16 protein-coding genes are annotated in these 17,687 nt (G+C 43.5%); 4 read left to right on the top strand and 12 right to left on the bottom strand.

The window, feature by feature from the left end:
- Positions 1 to 310 precede the first annotated feature (310 nt).
- Entirely contained in the window at positions 311 to 1,942 is a 1,632-nt protein-coding gene (locus AB4180_RS03330; protein WP_102249444.1) for an alpha-glucosidase, read from the bottom strand.
- Positions 1,943 to 2,136: 194 nt separating this feature from the next.
- On the opposite strand from AB4180_RS03330, the gene AB4180_RS03335 reads away from it, so the two are divergent.
- Positions 2,137 to 3,054, top strand: coding sequence for a LysR family transcriptional regulator (locus AB4180_RS03335; protein ID WP_102249443.1), 918 nt, complete (start codon positions 2,137 to 2,139; stop codon positions 3,052 to 3,054).
- Positions 3,055 to 3,182: 128 nt separating this feature from the next.
- Here AB4180_RS03335 and AB4180_RS03340 read toward each other — a convergent pair whose 3' ends face one another.
- From AB4180_RS03340 to pulA, 10 genes are all read right to left on the bottom strand, one after another.
- The gene (locus tag AB4180_RS03340) at positions 3,183 to 3,428 is read right to left on the bottom strand and encodes a hypothetical protein (protein WP_102249442.1); all 246 of its coding nucleotides are present in this window, start codon (positions 3,426 to 3,428) and stop codon (positions 3,183 to 3,185) included.
- A gap of 271 nt (positions 3,429 to 3,699) precedes the next feature.
- Positions 3,700 to 4,272, bottom strand: coding sequence for a hypothetical protein (locus tag AB4180_RS03345; RefSeq protein ID WP_102249441.1), 573 nt, complete (start codon positions 4,270 to 4,272; stop codon positions 3,700 to 3,702).
- A 152-nt stretch (positions 4,273 to 4,424) separates the two neighbouring features.
- A complete protein-coding gene (locus AB4180_RS03350; protein ID WP_102249440.1) occupies positions 4,425 to 5,195 on the bottom strand; it encodes a hypothetical protein in 771 nt (256 codons plus the stop codon).
- 263 nt (positions 5,196 to 5,458) lie between these two features.
- Positions 5,459 to 5,830, bottom strand: a complete 372-nt coding sequence (locus tag AB4180_RS03355) for a DUF4440 domain-containing protein (RefSeq protein WP_017097735.1) — start codon at positions 5,828 to 5,830, stop codon at positions 5,459 to 5,461.
- A gap of 46 nt (positions 5,831 to 5,876) precedes the next feature.
- The gene (locus tag AB4180_RS03360) at positions 5,877 to 6,242 is read right to left on the bottom strand and encodes a VOC family protein (protein ID WP_017104306.1); all 366 of its coding nucleotides are present in this window, start codon (positions 6,240 to 6,242) and stop codon (positions 5,877 to 5,879) included.
- 27 nt (positions 6,243 to 6,269) lie between these two features.
- Positions 6,270 to 6,734 carry a cupin domain-containing protein gene (locus AB4180_RS03365; RefSeq protein ID WP_017104305.1) on the bottom strand — a complete coding sequence of 155 codons (465 nt, stop codon included), beginning with the start codon at positions 6,732 to 6,734 and terminating at the stop codon, positions 6,270 to 6,272.
- 499 nt (positions 6,735 to 7,233) lie between these two features.
- Positions 7,234 to 8,187 (bottom strand): nucleotidyl transferase AbiEii/AbiGii toxin family protein, encoded by a 954-nt coding sequence (locus AB4180_RS03370; RefSeq protein ID WP_102249439.1) that lies wholly within the window; start codon positions 8,185 to 8,187, stop codon positions 7,234 to 7,236.
- 1 nt (position 8,188) lies between these two features.
- Positions 8,189 to 8,593, bottom strand: a complete 405-nt coding sequence (locus AB4180_RS03375) for a DUF6088 family protein (RefSeq protein WP_017104303.1) — start codon at positions 8,591 to 8,593, stop codon at positions 8,189 to 8,191.
- 224 nt (positions 8,594 to 8,817) lie between these two features.
- Positions 8,818 to 10,584 carry an alpha-amylase family protein gene (locus AB4180_RS03380; RefSeq protein ID WP_102249438.1) on the bottom strand — a complete coding sequence of 589 codons (1,767 nt, stop codon included), beginning with the start codon at positions 10,582 to 10,584 and terminating at the stop codon, positions 8,818 to 8,820.
- A gap of 277 nt (positions 10,585 to 10,861) precedes the next feature.
- Complete coding sequence (gene pulA / locus AB4180_RS03385; RefSeq protein WP_102249437.1) at positions 10,862 to 14,575, bottom strand: pullulanase-type alpha-1,6-glucosidase; 3,714 nt, start codon at positions 14,573 to 14,575, stop codon at positions 10,862 to 10,864.
- Between the two features lie 376 nt (positions 14,576 to 14,951).
- On the opposite strand from pulA, the gene AB4180_RS03390 reads away from it, so the two are divergent.
- Complete coding sequence (locus tag AB4180_RS03390; protein ID WP_102249436.1) at positions 14,952 to 15,341, top strand: DUF1294 domain-containing protein; 390 nt, start codon at positions 14,952 to 14,954, stop codon at positions 15,339 to 15,341.
- A gap of 54 nt (positions 15,342 to 15,395) precedes the next feature.
- On the opposite strand, the gene AB4180_RS03395 is transcribed toward AB4180_RS03390, so the two are convergent.
- Positions 15,396 to 15,980 carry a LysE family translocator gene (locus AB4180_RS03395; protein WP_029223716.1) on the bottom strand — a complete coding sequence of 195 codons (585 nt, stop codon included), beginning with the start codon at positions 15,978 to 15,980 and terminating at the stop codon, positions 15,396 to 15,398.
- Between the two features lie 141 nt (positions 15,981 to 16,121).
- On the opposite strand from AB4180_RS03395, the gene AB4180_RS03400 reads away from it, so the two are divergent.
- Positions 16,122 to 16,562 carry an Lrp/AsnC family transcriptional regulator gene (locus tag AB4180_RS03400; RefSeq protein WP_009845852.1) on the top strand — a complete coding sequence of 147 codons (441 nt, stop codon included), beginning with the start codon at positions 16,122 to 16,124 and terminating at the stop codon, positions 16,560 to 16,562.
- 26 nt (positions 16,563 to 16,588) lie between these two features.
- Positions 16,589 to 17,518: a LysR family transcriptional regulator gene (locus tag AB4180_RS03405; protein ID WP_017096258.1), complete on the top strand. Its 930-nt coding sequence runs from the start codon at positions 16,589 to 16,591 to the stop codon at positions 17,516 to 17,518.
- Positions 17,519 to 17,687 lie beyond the last annotated feature (169 nt).

Raw genomic sequence — 17,687 nt, forward strand, 5'->3', positions numbered from 1 at the left:
ATTATCTGCTGAAAATAATATCGACTAATTTAGCCTTTGAGAAATAGGTAAACGCACCTTTGATATAGTAAAAAGCTATAGCAATGCCGATACAGTGCTGTTTTACAGGCGATCGCCATAGTTTTGTGAAGTGGCGCGTATAGAGAAATGTGAAGGCGGGCTCAAACTATTTTTGGGTGATGAAAGCCATCCAAAACTAAGCGTTAGGTTGCTTAGGTTAAGATGTGAAATGTTGGAGAGAATCGATGGCTTTGGGCAATAAAAAAGGCAAGGAGAACCTTGCCTTTGGTGTGTTGAATTTAACGTATGATTACAGTTTTACAGCAAATGATTCATACGGTGCCAGTTCAAGCTTGGCTGACAACTCAGTGACCGTTTGATAGTTATTGATCAGACAATCAAGCGTCTGAGTTTGGTATTGTTCAGGCATATCCAGTGTCAGGTTGTCGTTTGAGAAGTTACAAACTATAAACAGCTTTTCACCATCCAACTCACGTACGTAGGCGAAAACCTTGTCGTGTTCTTCAAAAACAGGAATGAATGAACCGTAGACAATCGCTGGGTGAGCTTTTCGTAACTCTATCAATGTCTTGTAGTGATAAAATATGGAACTTGGATCAGCCAACGCACTTTCGACGTTGATCTCTGGGTAGTTTGGATTCAGCTCAATCCAAGGTGTTCCGTCAGAGAAGCCTGCATTTGGTTGGTTGTTCCAATGCATGGGTGTTCTAGCGTTGTCACGGCTGTTCTCGTGAATGGCGTCCATCATGTGTTCATGAGTGACACCCGATTCCGTTTTTACTTTATAGAAATTGTGCGTTTCAATATCTTTATATTGGTCTAGATTGTCAAAAGCGACATTGGTCATGCCAATCTCTTCACCTTGATAGATGTAAGGTGTGCCTTTCAAGAAGTGCAAACACGTCGCCAGCATTTTTGCTGACTCAACTCGGAAATGTTTGTCATCACCGTATTTTGAAACCAAACGTGGCAAATCGTGGTTGTTCCAAAAAAGGGAATTCCAACCACCATCGGCCAGCTCTAGCTGCCACTTGGTCAGCACATTTTTGAACTCTCGAAGATCAAGCGGAATAGGGTTCCATTTGTCACCGTTCTCCCATGTCAGGGTAATGTGCTCAAATTGGAACACCATAGAAAGTTCATTTCTATCTTGTCCGCTGTATAGCTTGGCTATTTCTGGAGTCGCGCCCCAAGTTTCTCCTACGGTTAACAAATCCTTGTTACCAAAGGTCGCCTGATTCATTTGTTGTAATAGCTTGTGCAGCCTTGGTCCGTTACCAGTGATTCCTTTATCGATCTCTTTACCAATAAGATCAATCACATCTAAGCGGAAGCCGCCGATGCCAAGGTCAATCCACCAGTTCATCATAGTATGAACCTCTTCTTGAACCTTCAGGTTTTCCCAGTTCAAATCGGGCTGACGTTTCGAGAATAGATGGAAGTAATATTGTTGTGTGAGTTCATCCCACTGCCAAGCGCTTCCGCCAAAGATAGAACCTTGGTCATCTGGTGCACTGCCATCTGGTTTTGCATCGCGCCAAATGTAATAGTCTCGATACGGATTGTCTTTTGAAGAGCGTGCTTGCTCGAACCAACGGTGCTCATCTGACGTATGATTTACCACTAAATCCATAACAATCTTAATGTCACGTTTCTTCGCTTCATCCATCAGGCGTTTCATCTCTTCCATCGTGCCAAACTCTTCAGCTATCGCTTGGTAGTTGGAGATGTCGTAGCCGTTATCGTCCATTGGAGATTGATAAACAGGAGAGAGCCAAATGACATTAATGCCCAGTTCTTTAAGGTAATCGAGTTTGCTGATGATTCCATTTAGGTCACCGATACCGTCATTATTCGAGTCTAAAAAGCTACGCGGGTAAATTTGGTAGACCACTGCGTCATGCCACCATTTCTGTTCCATCTCAATGTCCACTTAATAAGTTAATTGACCTTACTATAGTGATTTCATCTTACACTGGGAAATAGCATTACTAATGCTCTCTATAGAAAAATCCTATATCATGAGCTCTATCCGCTGCGCACTGTGTTCAGTGGTTTAATTTGTTGAATTTCTAACCTCGCATTTTGTGATCGAATGCAAACTAAGAGAATCCTATGAACAAGCTATACCGATACTTTCTGATGGTTGCGCATACTGGCAGTATTAAAGGTGCCGCGGAAAAGCTGAATATTAGCCAGCCCTCCTTGACCGCTGCGATCAAGAAATTAGAGAGTGATGTTGGTGTGGCTATTTTTACTCGTAAGTCAAAAGGCGTAGAGCTTACCGAGTACGGGTTGTTGTTTCGGGAGTTTGCACAAGAACAGCAAGAAAAGCATCTGTCGTTAATGCACCGCTTTACCGACATGCAGCAGCGCCAATCCGGTAAATTGAAGCTCGGCACTGGGGAAGCTTGGTGGGAACAATTTGTTTGCAAGGCGGTTGAGGAATACAAGCAACAAGAAAAAACGGGCTCGCTACATTTAGAGTTCGGTAACAACTTGTCTTTGATGCACCACTTGGTTCAAGGCGATATCGACTTGTTTGTTGGCCATGAAATCTATGGGCTGCATGAGCGATGCAAAGTAACGTTTTACCCACTCTTTCAAGACAAAGAAGCGGTGTTTGTTCGAGCTAAACATCCATTGTTAACGAAGAAACACTTAGACCCGAGTTTGTTAAGACGTGAGATGTTGGCGTTTCCAATACTCCAAGTGACCCCCGATCACTCTCGACATAACTCTGTACTGTCTGATCACGTAAATTCACAGCCTGGCGGGCGTGATTCTGAGGAGGTTGGGCGAGATGTCTATGACGTTGACTCTCTTTTTGCGAGCTTAGATATGTTAAGAATGTCTGATGCTGTCATGCCATACAGTCATAAAATGTGCGATTGGATGAAAGGCAAAGGCTTCGAAACCTTACTGATTGATGACTTTAAGCTAGGAAACGTTGGCCTCTACGCGAAACAGGGAGCGGAAGACCTCAAGATCAAGACGTTCATTGAGATCTTACAAAAAGCCAACTTTGATTAAGCTAGAAGCCAGAAAATGCGGAGAAAGTAGGGACGCGCTGTGGCGTTAAGGCGATTAGTATCATCGAGTGCTGATCAGGGCGGCTAATCTATCGATTCTGAACGTTGTAAGCCGCACTAGCCATTTGCCTACCCTTTGGTCTGGTGACCTGTTTTCTTCGCAAACTTTTGCATAGCCTCAGCAAAGGTTGTTGCCCCACCTTTAGCTTGAACCTGTACCACCTTATACCCCAATTTTTCTAGTGCTTGGCGCTCTACTAAAACAGCGTCATCGTCTTGCTGGCTGCCCTGTGCTGGCTGATGAAGGTAACACCCTTCTAATTGACCATCTTCGACCAGTTGGTGGTGTTTCAGTGCATTGATATCAAAATTCATAATCAGTCTTTTCGTGTAAATGGGGAATACCTGTGGCAAAGGCCGCAAGTATCGATAATTCGATTGTTTGTACCATAAGGCATTTTAACCATAAAAAGCGAATGGCAAAACAGTAAACCAGTGGAATGTAATCGGGAGCGGTTTACATCAGAAAGGGGATGAGGTAACTGAGATCGTGCTGGCACGTTTTTGGACAAAAGCTTCTTGGCTGAAATGACTTAGTTGCATCAAGATCAGGTATGAAAAAGTATCTTGAAACCATAGTCTCTTGTTATCTTTCCCGCGCACACATGTTACATAAACTAAGCCATGCATACTTTACCTTTGCTTTTAGTTTCGACTCAGTATTGAACATGACCTCCATACCCATTACTTTGGTTTTTCCTGTCATGTTCACAGTCAAAATATCTTTGCATACTTGCCTGTGATATCCATGAGAAGTTTGAGCGGAAAACAAAAGTTTGGATATATCCTCGGTAATAACACCACCTTTAATCCAAATGTCAGTATGCCCGTTAGCAGCAAACTCCCACACTTCATTTTTCGAGAATACTCGATCAGATTCCGATAATGCTTCCCGGTATTCAGGTGGTTGACCATTCTCTTTTTCTACCATGTACGATAACTTTTTATAACATGATATTGAGCTGATGGTTACTGGATAAGATTTTCGATTTCGTACAACAATAATATAGTCACTATGTGATTGTCTTTTATGAACGACTACACGCTCAATTCTCAATGAAGGCTGTGCATTTTTATACCAACTAATCAATACAGTCAGTATTGCGACAAAAGCTGCCGTAGAGCTTAAAGCATCTACTATATATTTATAATTTTCCATTATTCCACCAAGGAAATGCTAACTTCCTGTTAAGGGGTGAGCAACGCAATACCGAAGCCGCCGCATACCACCTTAACCACTAAAAACAACGCATAGTGAAAATGCCACGCGTTGCGAATCCCTCTTGAACAGTTTGTTGAACTCTTTTTTAGTCACAAATTGCTTAAACCTTTATGCTCTTTTCTAAGACTGTTAACCATTAAATCAAAAACCTCGGGTATTTCAGTGACCTCAATATATGGCGCGATATAGGTTGTCGAGCGACTACCCAAAGCAAACTTAGATACTTTTTCAGAAAAACGTATATGACTATAAAAAATCTCAAAGTAAAACCCTAAAAGTATCATGCTGATGGAGCTATAAAATTGCCCTCTAACTTCATATTTCCTAGGGAATGGTGAAACAACAAAATTTCTGAGATGACTTTCGTCAAACCCCCCATCTGTTGTATCAATCAATCTCTGCACAATGACAGTACATGAATTCTTTGAAACATTATCCTGCCTAACCAAACTAGATCGAATTAGCTCTAAAAAACGTGGGGCAACTTGAATTGTTTTATAGTTTTCATGCTCTGAAACAGCACCCCGCCAGAAGATAGACAACACGAAGCTTTTAAATTTTAGAGAGTCGATATCGGAAAAATGGACGCCGTCCTCATGTCGAATAACTTTTCCAACCTTTCCTCTTAATAAGTTCAAACCATATTGATCATAGGTAATGTTTAACTTTACCTCACATCCACTACACAACTGGTCAGTAGCCCAACTGTCCTGGGACTTTCTATTGGGGATTAACTCACCAGAAGAAAGTTCGATAGCCTGACCATTCCCTTGTTTAAATAAAGATCTAAATACTGAATCAGGTATTGCATGTGAATTACATAACTCAGACTTACAAAGGCACAGCTGACACTTTTTCAATGAATACCTCCTGAGTGCTAAAAGCTATATTAGACAGAATAATTCTGTACTTAAATATAGAATTATTCTGTCTAGTATCTTAATGACGTAAACGATACATATTTTTTAATATAAATAACAATGATTTAAGTTCTTCAGTTCTGTACCTGCACATGATAGCTTCATGCGCTTTAAACACACTTTGGGGCAGAGGCGTGTTACAAACTTTAAGCTCCCCCGTAATGACAAACTTCAGTAGATAGTTAGATTTCGGATAATCACTACTAACTGAGTTTGAAAGGTTTACATTGCGTACCTTGATGATACCTGAGCTTCCAACAAGTGCCCGTAAATGTCCAAATTGAACAGCGTTTGGCATAGTCACTAACTTCTCCAGATTCGCTTACAAGAGCAGACTCATACTTTAAAAGCTGTATAGAAGGCTCAAGTTGAATACATTCATACTTTTGAGAATGAACGCGGATATCTGAAGGTTCTTCCAAATCCATCATTTGAATAATGGATGTAAAGTCGTAGCTATCTCCTGACTTACCAACTTCAGTAAAACTAGGGTGTATTAAACGATCAAGATCAGCTTTGTTCTGACGAGTTTGGTATTGATGGAGTTCTATTTCTTGTTCGATCAAAATGTCCATTTTACCTCCTAAACTGATATGACATATAAGGCCTTTTATAATCCATTTAAACCACTTGCAACGTGGTCGCCCCACGCAAGCCAATTAAGTTGCCAAACGGGTCTTCGATTTGACACATAAAAAGCCCATTTTCAATTGCCATTGGGCCTCTATACAGTTTTGCACCAAGTTCTTCAAAATGATCCAGTGCTTTATCTAAGTTGTTTACCGACCAATATAAAACTGTCCCGCATTTACCCGAGCCTACTTTTTCGTCTGCTTGTACTATCTCAAGAGAAAAACCGTTTAAATTGAGCACGGTAAAGTCGAAACTAGGATGATAAACAGAGACAGCTGTAGGAAAGGCTTTTTGATACCACTCGATGCCCAATGCGACATTTTGAACATGAATAAGAATCGCTGTTGGAATCATAGTCTCCCTCCTACTATTTAACAGTAACTAGTATGGTGTGCCGTCCTTTCTAGAGGGAGTCCATTCACCAGAACTTTCAACAATCCATTTGAAATCATCATCTGGATAATGGGCTTCGTCTTTTGCAACTCGGCTCCCTATAACTATAAATTTAGCTTGTTCGCTACTGCGGTTTATTAAATGATGACCATTTTCGACCCTAGCAGGGAAGCCAATACACATTCCTGCAAATAATGTCTGCTCACCGTCATCACTGACTAAACATAGCTCACCATCGAGTACATAAAGAAATTCATCTGACCTTGTGTGCCAATGGCGAAGAGCCGACTGCGCATTCGGTTCTAATACTTCCAGATTCACACCGAACTGAGTGAGCCCAAAAGAATCACCTAAACTTCTGCATTCAGATTGACCAAGGCGAGATTTAAATGGCTCTGGAAATGGGTTAAACGTATCACCTTTTATGCTTAATGCTTGTTTCGCTTTCGTCATTAATTGCCCCTGTGCATAACGCTTTTCAGTCGGGATATAGTCATTTGCTTCTGTCTATCTTGCTCAACCTTTTTAAGCAACTCAAGCCATATATGATGGTCATGTGATTTTTGTACGCACATGAGTGATGGGTTACGAAAAAAACACCTGCACTCTAGGATTGTTCGTTAGCATATGTATTACAAAATCAACTCACCATTAATGAGTCAATCATCGGTCGTTACACACTTTGGGGAAAAGGTGATTTAGCTAACCGCCTTTCTATCATGTGATCACCAAGCGATTCTGTCAGACTACATCACGACAGTGCAATGGTTTGCCTCATAGGCATGTTGCGCTGCTCGTTGACTCATGAAGTAAGTGAGTCAAAGTAGAAAAATGAGACTTCGTAAACGCCCTAGAGTAGTGGGTTGGGCTAACTTTACGGTTTGTTGACTTGTTCTTGGTGTAGCGGATCTTGATTGATTTTAGTGTGTGGCATGAGGGGTTCTCAAATCGGTTAGATTGTTTTAATTAACGACTGCGCAATGCGTTTAAATGAGGCAAAGCAGGTATCAAAATCATGGGGGTCGGTGTTAAACACCATAGGGGTAACAAAGTCCTGAAAGCGTTGGCGAAAAACTGGGTTATCTTCAAGCTCTTTTAGCCCGAGCTGTAGCTCTTGTTTGGGGTTAGCAACAAACTCAGCGTGTTGATTACCAAAGCGATCGATATCTTCTTTCAATACGTTGTTAAACAACGCTGTCATTGCTGTAAGGTCGAAGTTTTCCAACTGTGCCTCGGTCTTTAAAATGCAGTAAACATCATAGATATGGCGTACAAGCGTGGCATCATCCTTACGTTGCGCATCACGCTTTACGGACATGGTACGGCGCAACATCGAAATCACTTTTTCAACCAAGGTCGCTTGAATAGAGACGCAATCAAACGCTTTTACTTCTTGTGGCTGTTGATACAGTTCCGCTACCAATGATTGGATCGGCCGAAGTTCTACATCCAGTAAGGGAATCGTCTCTATTAACTCAAGTTTAATGATGGGGCGAAGACATGGCGCTTGGCTAAACTGCTGCGGGTATCTGAGTTCAAGTTCAACATAGCGATATTCATCACGAACGAGACGCGACTCAACTGTAAATCGCTCTGTTTGAGTGATCGCCATTTCAATCTCGTGAATGCATGTCTTGCGGGCGGTTTTCTTTTGGCCGCGACTCAGCTCACCAAATTCTTGGTGGGGAATGAGTTTTATATCCACATCTTCTGACATTCTCAGGATTTTAACGTTTGACTTGGCTAGAGCAGTGCCCCCAGAAAAAACCATTTGATGATGCACCGGAGTCACTTTCGCTAATTCGGCAAGCAAGGCGACGACCCAGTAATCTTTTTCAATAATGGCTGGGTTTCCGAGCTCAAGCGCATCTGAAACCTCAAGGAATTGTTGTTTTAGTTTTTCCATATTAACTCGGTGAGTTTAATACTCGGTTACCGACAGCCAACTTGCGATTAAACTGTTTAGGATTCCACGAGTATTGAATGGAGGATGGGATTTGGGTGCTTTTACCAGCTAGGCTTTGTAAAGACAGTTTGTCCATCTCAAAATCGACACCTTTCATCTTTAAAATTTCACGCATCAAAGCATCGCTTCCGCCAGGGTTTGTGGGCATGGGTCTGCCGGTTAGACTATTCATTCTTGCCTTTGTGTATAGACCATAACCAAGTTTGATTAACTCACCTTGCTTAACTAACTGCCTTAACGCTCGACCGATTTGGTCGTAGCTAGCAAAACCATCAAAGTCTTTGCGCTCAAAAACATAACGTCTTGAGCGCTTTATCTTTTGATAAACGCGTTCAACTGCTGTCATTTGAACCTCCTGCTTTCATACGTGTGGGTAGTATAACGCAACCTTATGATGACAGGAAGAAATACGGCATACCAAAAGGAAGACATGCGGCGTGAAAAATAAAAACAAGACCATAATTTATTGTTTTATTTATATTATTCTAATGATGTTGAAAAGTGACCTTCCTATAAATGGTATCCTAACCTTACTGTGAGTCATCCCTTTATTACTTTTAGAACGGTTGATTAAAGGGTTAACACCCAAGCGAAAGCGGCTAGGGGCTTTAATTCTGCACTGAAATAACCGACACCATTTTCCACATACAGAGTCTGTTGTTGGACGCCTTCAATATGTTCTTTGAGCGTATAGCTTCCGTCAGCGATGCCTAGTTTTTGAATAACCTCTGCCGTCACCTTCAGCTGAATGTGGTCTGTTTTGCTTTGGCTGAAGTTAGCCGCGGCGATAACCAGTTCTTGATTATCAAAACGCAAGAAAGCATAAACTGAATCACTTAGCTGATTGGATTTGTGTAAATCTTGGTACGCTCCGGTCATCGATGAATGGTTCAATGAAAAGGTCATCACTTGTTGATAGAAGAGTCTGAGTTGCTTTTCGTCATCGTTGAGCTGCCCACCATCGAACTTTCCTCCGTTCATCCATTTTTGATGTTGAGGAACACCGATGTAGTCAAATATAGACGTGCGAGAAGGTTGCCCAAAGCCTGCGTTCTCCGCGCCTGGTTCGCCGACTTCTTGCCCGAAGTAAATCATGGTGGGAGAGCTACTTAATAGCGCACTGACTAACATGGCTGGTTTGGCAATGTGTGGGTTACCAACGAACTCAGGAGACGCGACACGCTGCTCATCGTGGTTGTCCAAGAAGTGCATCATGTGGTGTTCGATATCCATCATTCGATGCTGGATCTCAGGGATGATTGCCGTTGAAGCCTTACCTTGCATGACTGCTTTTAGGCCGTCGTAAAGATCAACTTTGTCATACAGGTAGTCCATTTTACCCAAGCGAATGTAATCACGATAAAGGTCCGGTTGATACACTTCCGCCATTAAAAAGGCGTCTTGATTCTTTACTTTTATTGATGAATTGAGATAGCTCCAGAATTCGACCGGTACCATTTCTACCATATCGTAGCGAAACCCATCGACGCCTTTTTCTAACCAATATAAGGCGATGTCTCGAAACTTAATCCATGAATCCGGCACATCAACTTGCTGCCAGAAATGGTAGTGGGCGAGGTGATCACGCATCGCATAATCGTCCGGAAGTTCAGGGAAGTCTTTTGAACCGTCTGGTCGCACGCCATAGTTAATCTTTACGGTTTCATACCAATCATCGAAGTTTGGTTTGCTCAAACGCGATCCGTTTCCTGTCCATTTGGCTGGGGATTCAAGAAACGGTGAGTCTAAATTCGGGTGTTGTTCGCCACCGAGAGGAATGAACGCAGGTTCGATCTCGGGCAGTTCAAATGTGCTGTCAGGAATGTAATAGAAGTTATTGTTGCGATGATACTCAACCGTCGTGTCATCTTGATCACCAAAGTCACGCACGCCCTCTGGGTTATTCAAGCCTTGGTAATTACGGGCAATGTGGTTAGGGACGATATCAATGATGACTTTCAAACCATTTTCATGGCTTCTTTTGATCAAGGCTTCGAATTCCTGTAAACGCTGCGCTGGGTTGTCAGCAAGATCTGGGTTTACGGAGTAGTAATCTTTGACGGCATAAGGTGAGCCAGCCCGTCCTTTTACAACGCTTGGATGATCGTCTGAGATGCCGATGTGCTTGTAGTCGTTGATCACAGCATGATGTGGTACTCCGGTGTACCAAATATGAGTGATGCCGAGTTCTCTAATTTCTGTCAGAGCTTTATTGGTGAAGTCACTGAACTTGCCCACGCCATTTTGCTCAATGGTTCCCCAAGGTGTGTTCTGTGTATTCTGATTGCCGAACAAACGGGTAAAAACTTGATAGATTGAATGTTTCTTGTTGTACATACTTGTATTCCATCTCGAGAAGTGGAGGTGTAGGGCTTTGTCGTTCTAGTTGTGCTGTGTAGACGTTATATTGGGTATAGACGTTATATTTGATATAGAAGTTATCGTTAGGAGGCTAGCTTAATCAGAATGCGGCTTTATCCTCCTTGGGTAAGAAAATCGGGGCGTAGTTGCTGTGGTATGTGAGCGGCTGCTCAAAAAAAGGGGAGGTTAATACCTCCCCTCGCTTTTCCCCAAAAAAACAGGCTCGTCTGTGATGATTATGTGAATGTGAAGCTTATTGTTTCGTCACAGATACCACGGCTTTTTCTGCGCTGTCATTGAGTTGATGAATCGCATTCAGTGTGAATGTGTAGTTGCCCGCTTCGGTTACATTCAACTTACAGTCGCCTTCGCTGCCAATGTTGATCGAGCCTTTAGCTAAGTCGACGGAGTGACAGCCAATATCCAAGATACCCCAAGTAGAACCGCCAAACTTGAAGCCATATTCACCCACAGCCAAAGCGCCAGTGACAGAGTAAACGCCGTTACCAACGAAGTTCATCGCCCAAGCGTCCGTCGGGTTCCATCCGTTCATTGCACCACGTACATAGACGGTCGTTTTGCCATATGGCGGAATCTTAGATACGTCCTTTTGTGAGTTATCAACCGATAACCCAGCACCTTGTGACGCGCCTTGAGTTTGCACAAACACAGCGGTGGTTAATGGCGGTACGGTGAAAGTCTCAGCGGAAAAGGTGGCGCCTTTCACGATGTCATCGGCAGAGTTCTGCTGAATGGTATGGAGTGTAAAGCCCGTTGCTCCCGTGATCTTGAACGATTGAGATTTACTCGTTGAGTTTATAACAACCACAATCGCATCAGCGGTAGTATCTAGGTCTTTGCCCGTGGAGATTCCGTCATCAATTGACATCACGATCAGGCCTTCGATTTGATCTTTGCCCACATTGCGGAAGTCGACACGCTTCATGACTTCTTCTGCTGTGTCTAAGCGGAACAGTTCACTTGAGCTGCGGATTTTTAACAGCTCTAGGAATTGCTGCTTGGTTAGGTCAATGTCCTCTTTTGCAGGCTTGGCTGTGCTGTCGGCAATGATCGTTTTGATGAGTTCCCAGTTGGCACCATCTTTGTCTTCACGAGGTAAGCCAACATTCCAGTTATTGCCAGTACCATCAAACATCACACGGTTGTACCAATCGCCAGAGTCGTAAGAATCACGCTGCATCGATTTAGAACGTAACAGTTCAGACCCCATGTGGATGAACGGGATGCCTTGGCCCAACATGACGGTCGAGAGCGATACAGACTGCATACGAGCACGTTCTGCAGAGCTTGTGCCTTCGGCGATTTTGTAAGCGTTGTTATCCCAAAGAGTTTGGTTATCGTGCTTGGAAACGTAAGAGATGTTCTCTGACGGCATTTTGGTGTAGCCGGCCGGTGCGCCGTTGTAGTCGACGTTTTTGCCCAGTTTGGTATCGCCTTTGTAATCCAGTAATACGTATTCGGCTAAGTTGCCGGCCATGCCTAAGCGCACAAGATCTTGGTTGTGTAAACGACCGTTGACTGAATCTTGATCAACTTTGGTTTCTTCGTTGGCAAACGCGGCGTTACCGAAGCCTTGGTTAAAACGAAGTGGGTGCTTACCTTCAGAATCGACACCGCCATCAAATGGGCTACCGCCGCGTACTGCATCACGCAAACGGTCAGAGAAGGTGCCAATTTCGGTGCCTGCCATATTGATCTGGTTGGCTTGTTCGAAGCGAGCGTTGTTTGCTACTTCGCCAAAGTCCCAACCTTCGCCATAGAACAGGGTATTTGGGTCGATATTGCGCACTTCTTTCAATGCTTCAACCATTACGCTTTTTGGCTGGTGGCCCATTAAGTCAAAACGAAAACCATCAACCTTATAGTCGTCAGCCCATACCTTGAGTGAGTCGACCATCAACTTACCCATCATTAGGTTTTCAGTTGCGGTGTTGTCACAACACGTTGAGCTTTCCACGCCACCAGTGTTCACATTCAGGCGGTGATAATACCCAGGGACGATCTTATCCAGTACGGACTTATCGTTCACGCCAGACGCATTGGTATGGTTATAAACCACGTCCATGATCAGTTTCAGATCCATTTCGTGCGCAGCTTTAACCATTTGACGGAATTCTAGAATACGTTTTGAACCGTTAGGATCTGTCGCGTAACTTCCCTCTGGAACGGTGTAATGAAATGGGTCGTAGCCCCAGTTAAAACTATCTAGCATACGCAGATCGTTCATTAGAGCTTGGGCATCGCCTGTTGAAGAGTTATAGCTGTTGAGTACGGTTTCGATGGTTTTGTTTTCATCTTCGGTGCCGCATAAAGTCGCCGTTGGTTTTACGTTACAGAGTTTGCCAACGGTGTCGGTGATATCCACGCGGCTCGCGTCATCTTCATTGATGGTAGCGATATCGAATGCAGGTAAGATATGAAGCGTAGTTAAACCGGCATCTTTCAGAGCTTTCAAGTGTTTTACTGACTCACGATCGGCTTCTGTTAGCGCTAGGTACTTGCCGTTTAAACTTGCTGTACCTAACTTATCACTGAAGCTAAAGTCACGAAGGTGTGACTCGTAAAGTACGTGGTCTTCGTCTTTCTTCACCGTTGGGCGCTTATACCCAGCCCAACCTTGTGGCATCAGTGTTGAATCATCAAGGTCAATCACTTGTGAGTATGCTGAATTCTTCGACAAGCCGAGTGAGTATGGGTCGGTCACAAGGCGAGTTTCGATATTACCAGTGGTTGGGTGGTAGACCTTCACTTGGTAACGGTAATAACTATTCACGGCGTTAGAAATTGAATCCGTTGCCCAAATGCCTGTTTCCAAGCTTTCCGTCATTGGGATCACTTTAGAACTTTGTCGGTCTTCGCTGTAGAGGACGAGTTCAACATCTTGCGCGGTAGGGGCCCAAAGCTTGAAGGTCGTCGTGCTGCCTTCCACAATCGCCCCCAGTGTTTCTCCGATTGCGTTACCGGCCTCTTCGTTGGCAAATACAGCATCAAGTACGCCGGGCTTTTGAACTTCAGTTGAAGAGATAACGTCGCCATTCGCATTATACGCAACAACAATGATCTGAGATTTCAAGATGGTGCGCAGCGTGCTGGCGTCAACATCAATTGATAAAGCGGGTAGGCTTGCTAGATGACGGAAGCGTTCTTTTAATGCAGAGGATAGCTTGCCATCTTTTTTGAGTTCAACGGCCTGCCCACCGACGATCGCCTTATCATCGTTTATCGTGATGCTGTTATCGAGTGCGTAGAACAACTTTAGAGAATCGGCACCGTCTGCTGCTTCCCAAGCGATTGTGTTTGAGTCCAACCAATGTGCCTTCTGGCCATCAATCTTAACTGGGCGTTCTGAAATCGGTTCGTAGTACAGCGCGCTGCTGCCATGGAAACCGAATACAGATTGAGATTGACTCAGTTTGGTGAGATCAATTTTCGAGTTGGCGCTGCCAAACGCCTTATCGCCGCCATTATGCAAGATGAAGTTGATGCACTTATGAGGATCGGATGCATCTGGATCGACTTTCAACACGTAGTAGGCGCCATAGGTATCATTGATGCCCTTGAATTCATAAGGTACATCCCAGTCAGTCCCATTGTTACCTAATCCCATGCCGACTAAGTCAGTGCTCGTACAACCTTCACCATTCCAAAGGTGAAGCCCCCAGCCGTCGTAGGTCGAGCCAGAAGCGCGAGCCGCTGCAACATCTCGTTTGTAATAAATAACAACTTCGTTTTCAGCGGCTTTATATAGACTATTGCTGTCAGAGTTTGTTTTGCTAGTGTCGCTTCCACAGCCTGCTACCAAGGTCGCGGTGACGAGAGGCAATATCGCCTTAGCTAAAGCTGAACGTTTAAAGGTGTTTGTTTGCGCAATATTGAAGCTCGTTGTTTTTGCAATCTTCAAGGTACTTTGTAGAATCTCGTGTTTATTGGTATTTATTTCGTTCACGTTTTGATATCCATATTTTTTACGAAGATGAATATCCTAGGCTTAACGATGCTCCACTATTTGTGACGCTTATGTATTAAGTTATTTTTAATCCGTAAAAATAGGAAACCTAGTGTCGATATCACGGATTGTGGTGGTTAACGCGCTTTTTTATTGGTTCAATAGCTCATAAAATACAGTTGGTTAGCCATAGGCGTAGAAGATAGGAGTAGTCGCTAGGGGTGATAACTACGCCTTATTTATGTGAGCTTAGTGGCACTTCACTCGTAGGTTGTTTTTCCTATCAAAAAAAGTTTGTACTCATTCGCCTCAAATGCCTTAGTGAGTCTTTAATGTGGAATGGTGACGCTATGTTGTTCATTATCCAAAGGAGTTGATGTTGTCTTCATCTATTCAAATCGCTATTACTTATCTGGTATTGGTAGCGGTATCTGCGTTGTTTTCAGAAAGTTCAAAAGCGCTCTTGGTGTGGTATTTAGTTATCGGAATAGTGACGTTTTTTGTGTACGCGAAGGACAAGAGAGCGGCAATCAATGGTAATTGGCGTGTACCAGAGAAAACTCTGCATATTTTTTCTGTTGCTGGTGGTTGGTTAGGGGCGTTAATTGCTCAAGATAAACTGCGTCATAAAACGCAGAAGCAACCATTTAGATTTGTATTTTTCGTGACGGTGTCACTTAATGTTGTGGCTTTTGTCTGGACGTTAACGCCGAGTGGGCAGGTGACATTTGGTCAATGGCTAAGCGAGATTATTAAGCTCTTTTAAAGAAACGGATGGTTAGCACCGGTGTACTAACCATCAATAGATAAAGTAAGTCGATTAGATCATCGGAATCGTCGATGCTAAAAGTAACCCTGCCATACCATAGTTGAAGCTTTTGATTCGAACGGGTGTTGTTAGCCAATGCTGGAGCTGTTTACCTGCCGCTGTCCAGAATGTCACAGAAGGCAAATTGGCTAATGTGAATATACTGGCGATGATCGCGAGCTCCCACCATGAACTACCACTGCTGTACACTGAAATTGCCGTCAGCGCCATTGACCAGCCTTTAGGGTTCACCCACTGAAAACTCGCTGCGCCAATGAAAGTCATGGGTTTGTAAGCCTCGGTGCTTTTGGCTTTGCCGCTCAATGCTATCTTAATCGCAAGGTACACGAGGTAAGCAAGACTCAGGTATTTCAAGATTTGGTGAGAGACCGGATAGGCGTTAAAAATCCCCATTAAGCCGAAGCCAACCAATAGCAACATGGCTGCAAAACCCAGAGCAATGCCCAGCATGTGCGGAATAGTACGGGCGAAGCCAACATTGGCTCCTGATGTCATGAGCATGATGTTATTTGGACCTGGTGTGAAGGTCGAGACAAACGCAAACAAGGCAAGTGCGCTAAGTTGTTCTAAAGGCATTGTGATTCTCCAGCAGTAAAATGAACGAAGTGACTGACCGGTCATGACTTTCACGTGTTGAGAAACATAGTAGGTGGAAAGTGAGGCAATTATGTGCTTTTATTTCCTCTATTATCACTAAATGCACAATAATAAGTACTTATGGATAGATTTGACGAAAGGATATTGCAAGAGCTTAAATTGGACGGCAGAATCTCCAATATTGAGCTTTCTGAACGAATTGGTTTGTCGGCTTCAGCGACCTTAAGGCGAGTACAGGATCTTGAGCGTAAAGGGATCATTCAAGGTTACCGTGCAGTTCTGGATAATGGCCTGATGGGCGTTGGCTTTATTGCTTACGTTTCGATTGGTTTATCGAGCCACAGCAAAGCGGCTCAGCTAGAGTTTGAACAGCACGTCAGTATGGAAAAAGAGGTGGTGGAGTGCCACAACATTACTGGTGCCAACGAGTACTTGCTAAGGGTAGAAACCAAAGATCTACCGGGCTATAAGAAGTTTCATGCCGATGTGCTTGGGGAATGTGCTCAGGTGCAATCGATTACGACTATGGTTGTGATGGACACCCCCAAAGATGAACGTTAGTCGAGTTTTATTTCAGGAGAGGCGCAGTGCCAAATACTAACCAGTTGTTGTTGTTCTTAGATGTGGTTCAACAAGGGTCGTTTACCAAAGCGGCAACTTTACACGATATGGACAACTCATCGCTCTCTAAACAGATCAAAAAGCTTGAGCAAGATTTAGGTGTTCAGTTGCTCAACCGATCTACTCGTTCGTTCTCGTTGACGTCGGCTGGGGAAGATATTTTAGCGCAAACCTATGTGCTGAAAGATACTATTAATCAGATCCAGGGCATTGCAGATTCATATCAGTCTGAACCCAAAGGTGTGCTGCGAATTACGTCGCCGATCTATTTTGGTCAGCAATATCTGCAACCTATTATTACTCAGTTCATGAGAAAGTATCCGGATGTTCAGATTGTGCTGTCATTGGACGACAAGATCGCCAACATCATTGCAGGGCAGTTTGATATCGCGTTTCGCTTCAGTAAGCTCGTTGAGTCAAACTTGATTGCCAAGAAGATTGCCGACAGTAACTTTATGCTCGTTGCATCGAACGACTTTGTGAAAGAGCACGGTGAGCCGAAGACGCCACAAGATTTGCTCTCTTTACCTGCGGTTATCTATACCAATGGTGATATGACGGTTGATCATCTGCGTATCAGTGAAGAGCCGCATGGCAACACTTTCCAAAGCCTAACGATTCGTGGCAACTATAAGGTCAGTGATGTTCGTACTATGGTGTCTTGTGTGAAAGATGGTCTAGGCTATGGCTTCCTTGATCAATCAAACCTGTATGCCTCAATGAAAGAATTGGGCTTGGTTACGTTACTTCCAGATTATGCAATCTCGACGGTTGATACGGCTATTTATGCTGTGTATCCGCATCGTAAGCAGACCAAATTGGTCAAAGAGTTCATTACTACGGTTCAAGACTATATTGGCTCTCCGACCATTTGGGAAAAGATGCAGCAAGGTTAATTATGTCGCTAGGCCATAAGCTGCTAGATAAGATAGATAAGATAGATAAGATAGATAAGATAGATAAGATAGATAAGATAGATAAGATAGATAAGATAGATAAGATAGAATAAGTAACGCCCCAAGACTTATAGATAAAAAGCGAGCGGGATCACAGCATTAATGGAGT

It is taken from the genome of Vibrio sp. 10N.286.49.C3 (assembly GCF_041469545.1).
Taxonomy (GTDB): domain Bacteria; phylum Pseudomonadota; class Gammaproteobacteria; order Enterobacterales; family Vibrionaceae; genus Vibrio; species Vibrio tasmaniensis_A.

Excerpts from the sequence above, each read along its gene's own strand:
- AB4180_RS03330 (WP_102249444.1), bottom strand. The coding sequence starts at position 1,942 with ATGGAACAGAAATGGTGGCATGACGCAGTGGTCTACCAAATTTACCCG.
- AB4180_RS03395 (WP_029223716.1), bottom strand. The coding sequence starts at position 15,980 with ATGCCTTTAGAACAACTTAGCGCACTTGCCTTGTTTGCGTTTGTCTCG.
- AB4180_RS03400 (WP_009845852.1), top strand. The coding sequence starts at position 16,122 with ATGGATAGATTTGACGAAAGGATATTGCAAGAGCTTAAATTGGACGGC.
- AB4180_RS03340 (WP_102249442.1), bottom strand. The coding sequence starts at position 3,428 with ATGAATTTTGATATCAATGCACTGAAACACCACCAACTGGTCGAAGAT.
- AB4180_RS03360 (WP_017104306.1), bottom strand. The coding sequence starts at position 6,242 with ATGATTCCAACAGCGATTCTTATTCATGTTCAAAATGTCGCATTGGGC.
- AB4180_RS03335 (WP_102249443.1), top strand. The coding sequence starts at position 2,137 with ATGAACAAGCTATACCGATACTTTCTGATGGTTGCGCATACTGGCAGT.
- AB4180_RS03345 (WP_102249441.1), bottom strand. The coding sequence starts at position 4,272 with ATGGAAAATTATAAATATATAGTAGATGCTTTAAGCTCTACGGCAGCT.
- AB4180_RS03365 (WP_017104305.1), bottom strand. The coding sequence starts at position 6,734 with ATGACGAAAGCGAAACAAGCATTAAGCATAAAAGGTGATACGTTTAAC.
- AB4180_RS03390 (WP_102249436.1), top strand. The coding sequence starts at position 14,952 with ATGTTGTCTTCATCTATTCAAATCGCTATTACTTATCTGGTATTGGTA.
- AB4180_RS03380 (WP_102249438.1), bottom strand. The coding sequence starts at position 10,584 with ATGTACAACAAGAAACATTCAATCTATCAAGTTTTTACCCGTTTGTTC.
- AB4180_RS03355 (WP_017097735.1), bottom strand. The coding sequence starts at position 5,830 with ATGGACATTTTGATCGAACAAGAAATAGAACTCCATCAATACCAAACT.
- AB4180_RS03375 (WP_017104303.1), bottom strand. The coding sequence starts at position 8,593 with ATGACAGCAGTTGAACGCGTTTATCAAAAGATAAAGCGCTCAAGACGT.
- AB4180_RS03370 (WP_102249439.1), bottom strand. The coding sequence starts at position 8,187 with ATGGAAAAACTAAAACAACAATTCCTTGAGGTTTCAGATGCGCTTGAG.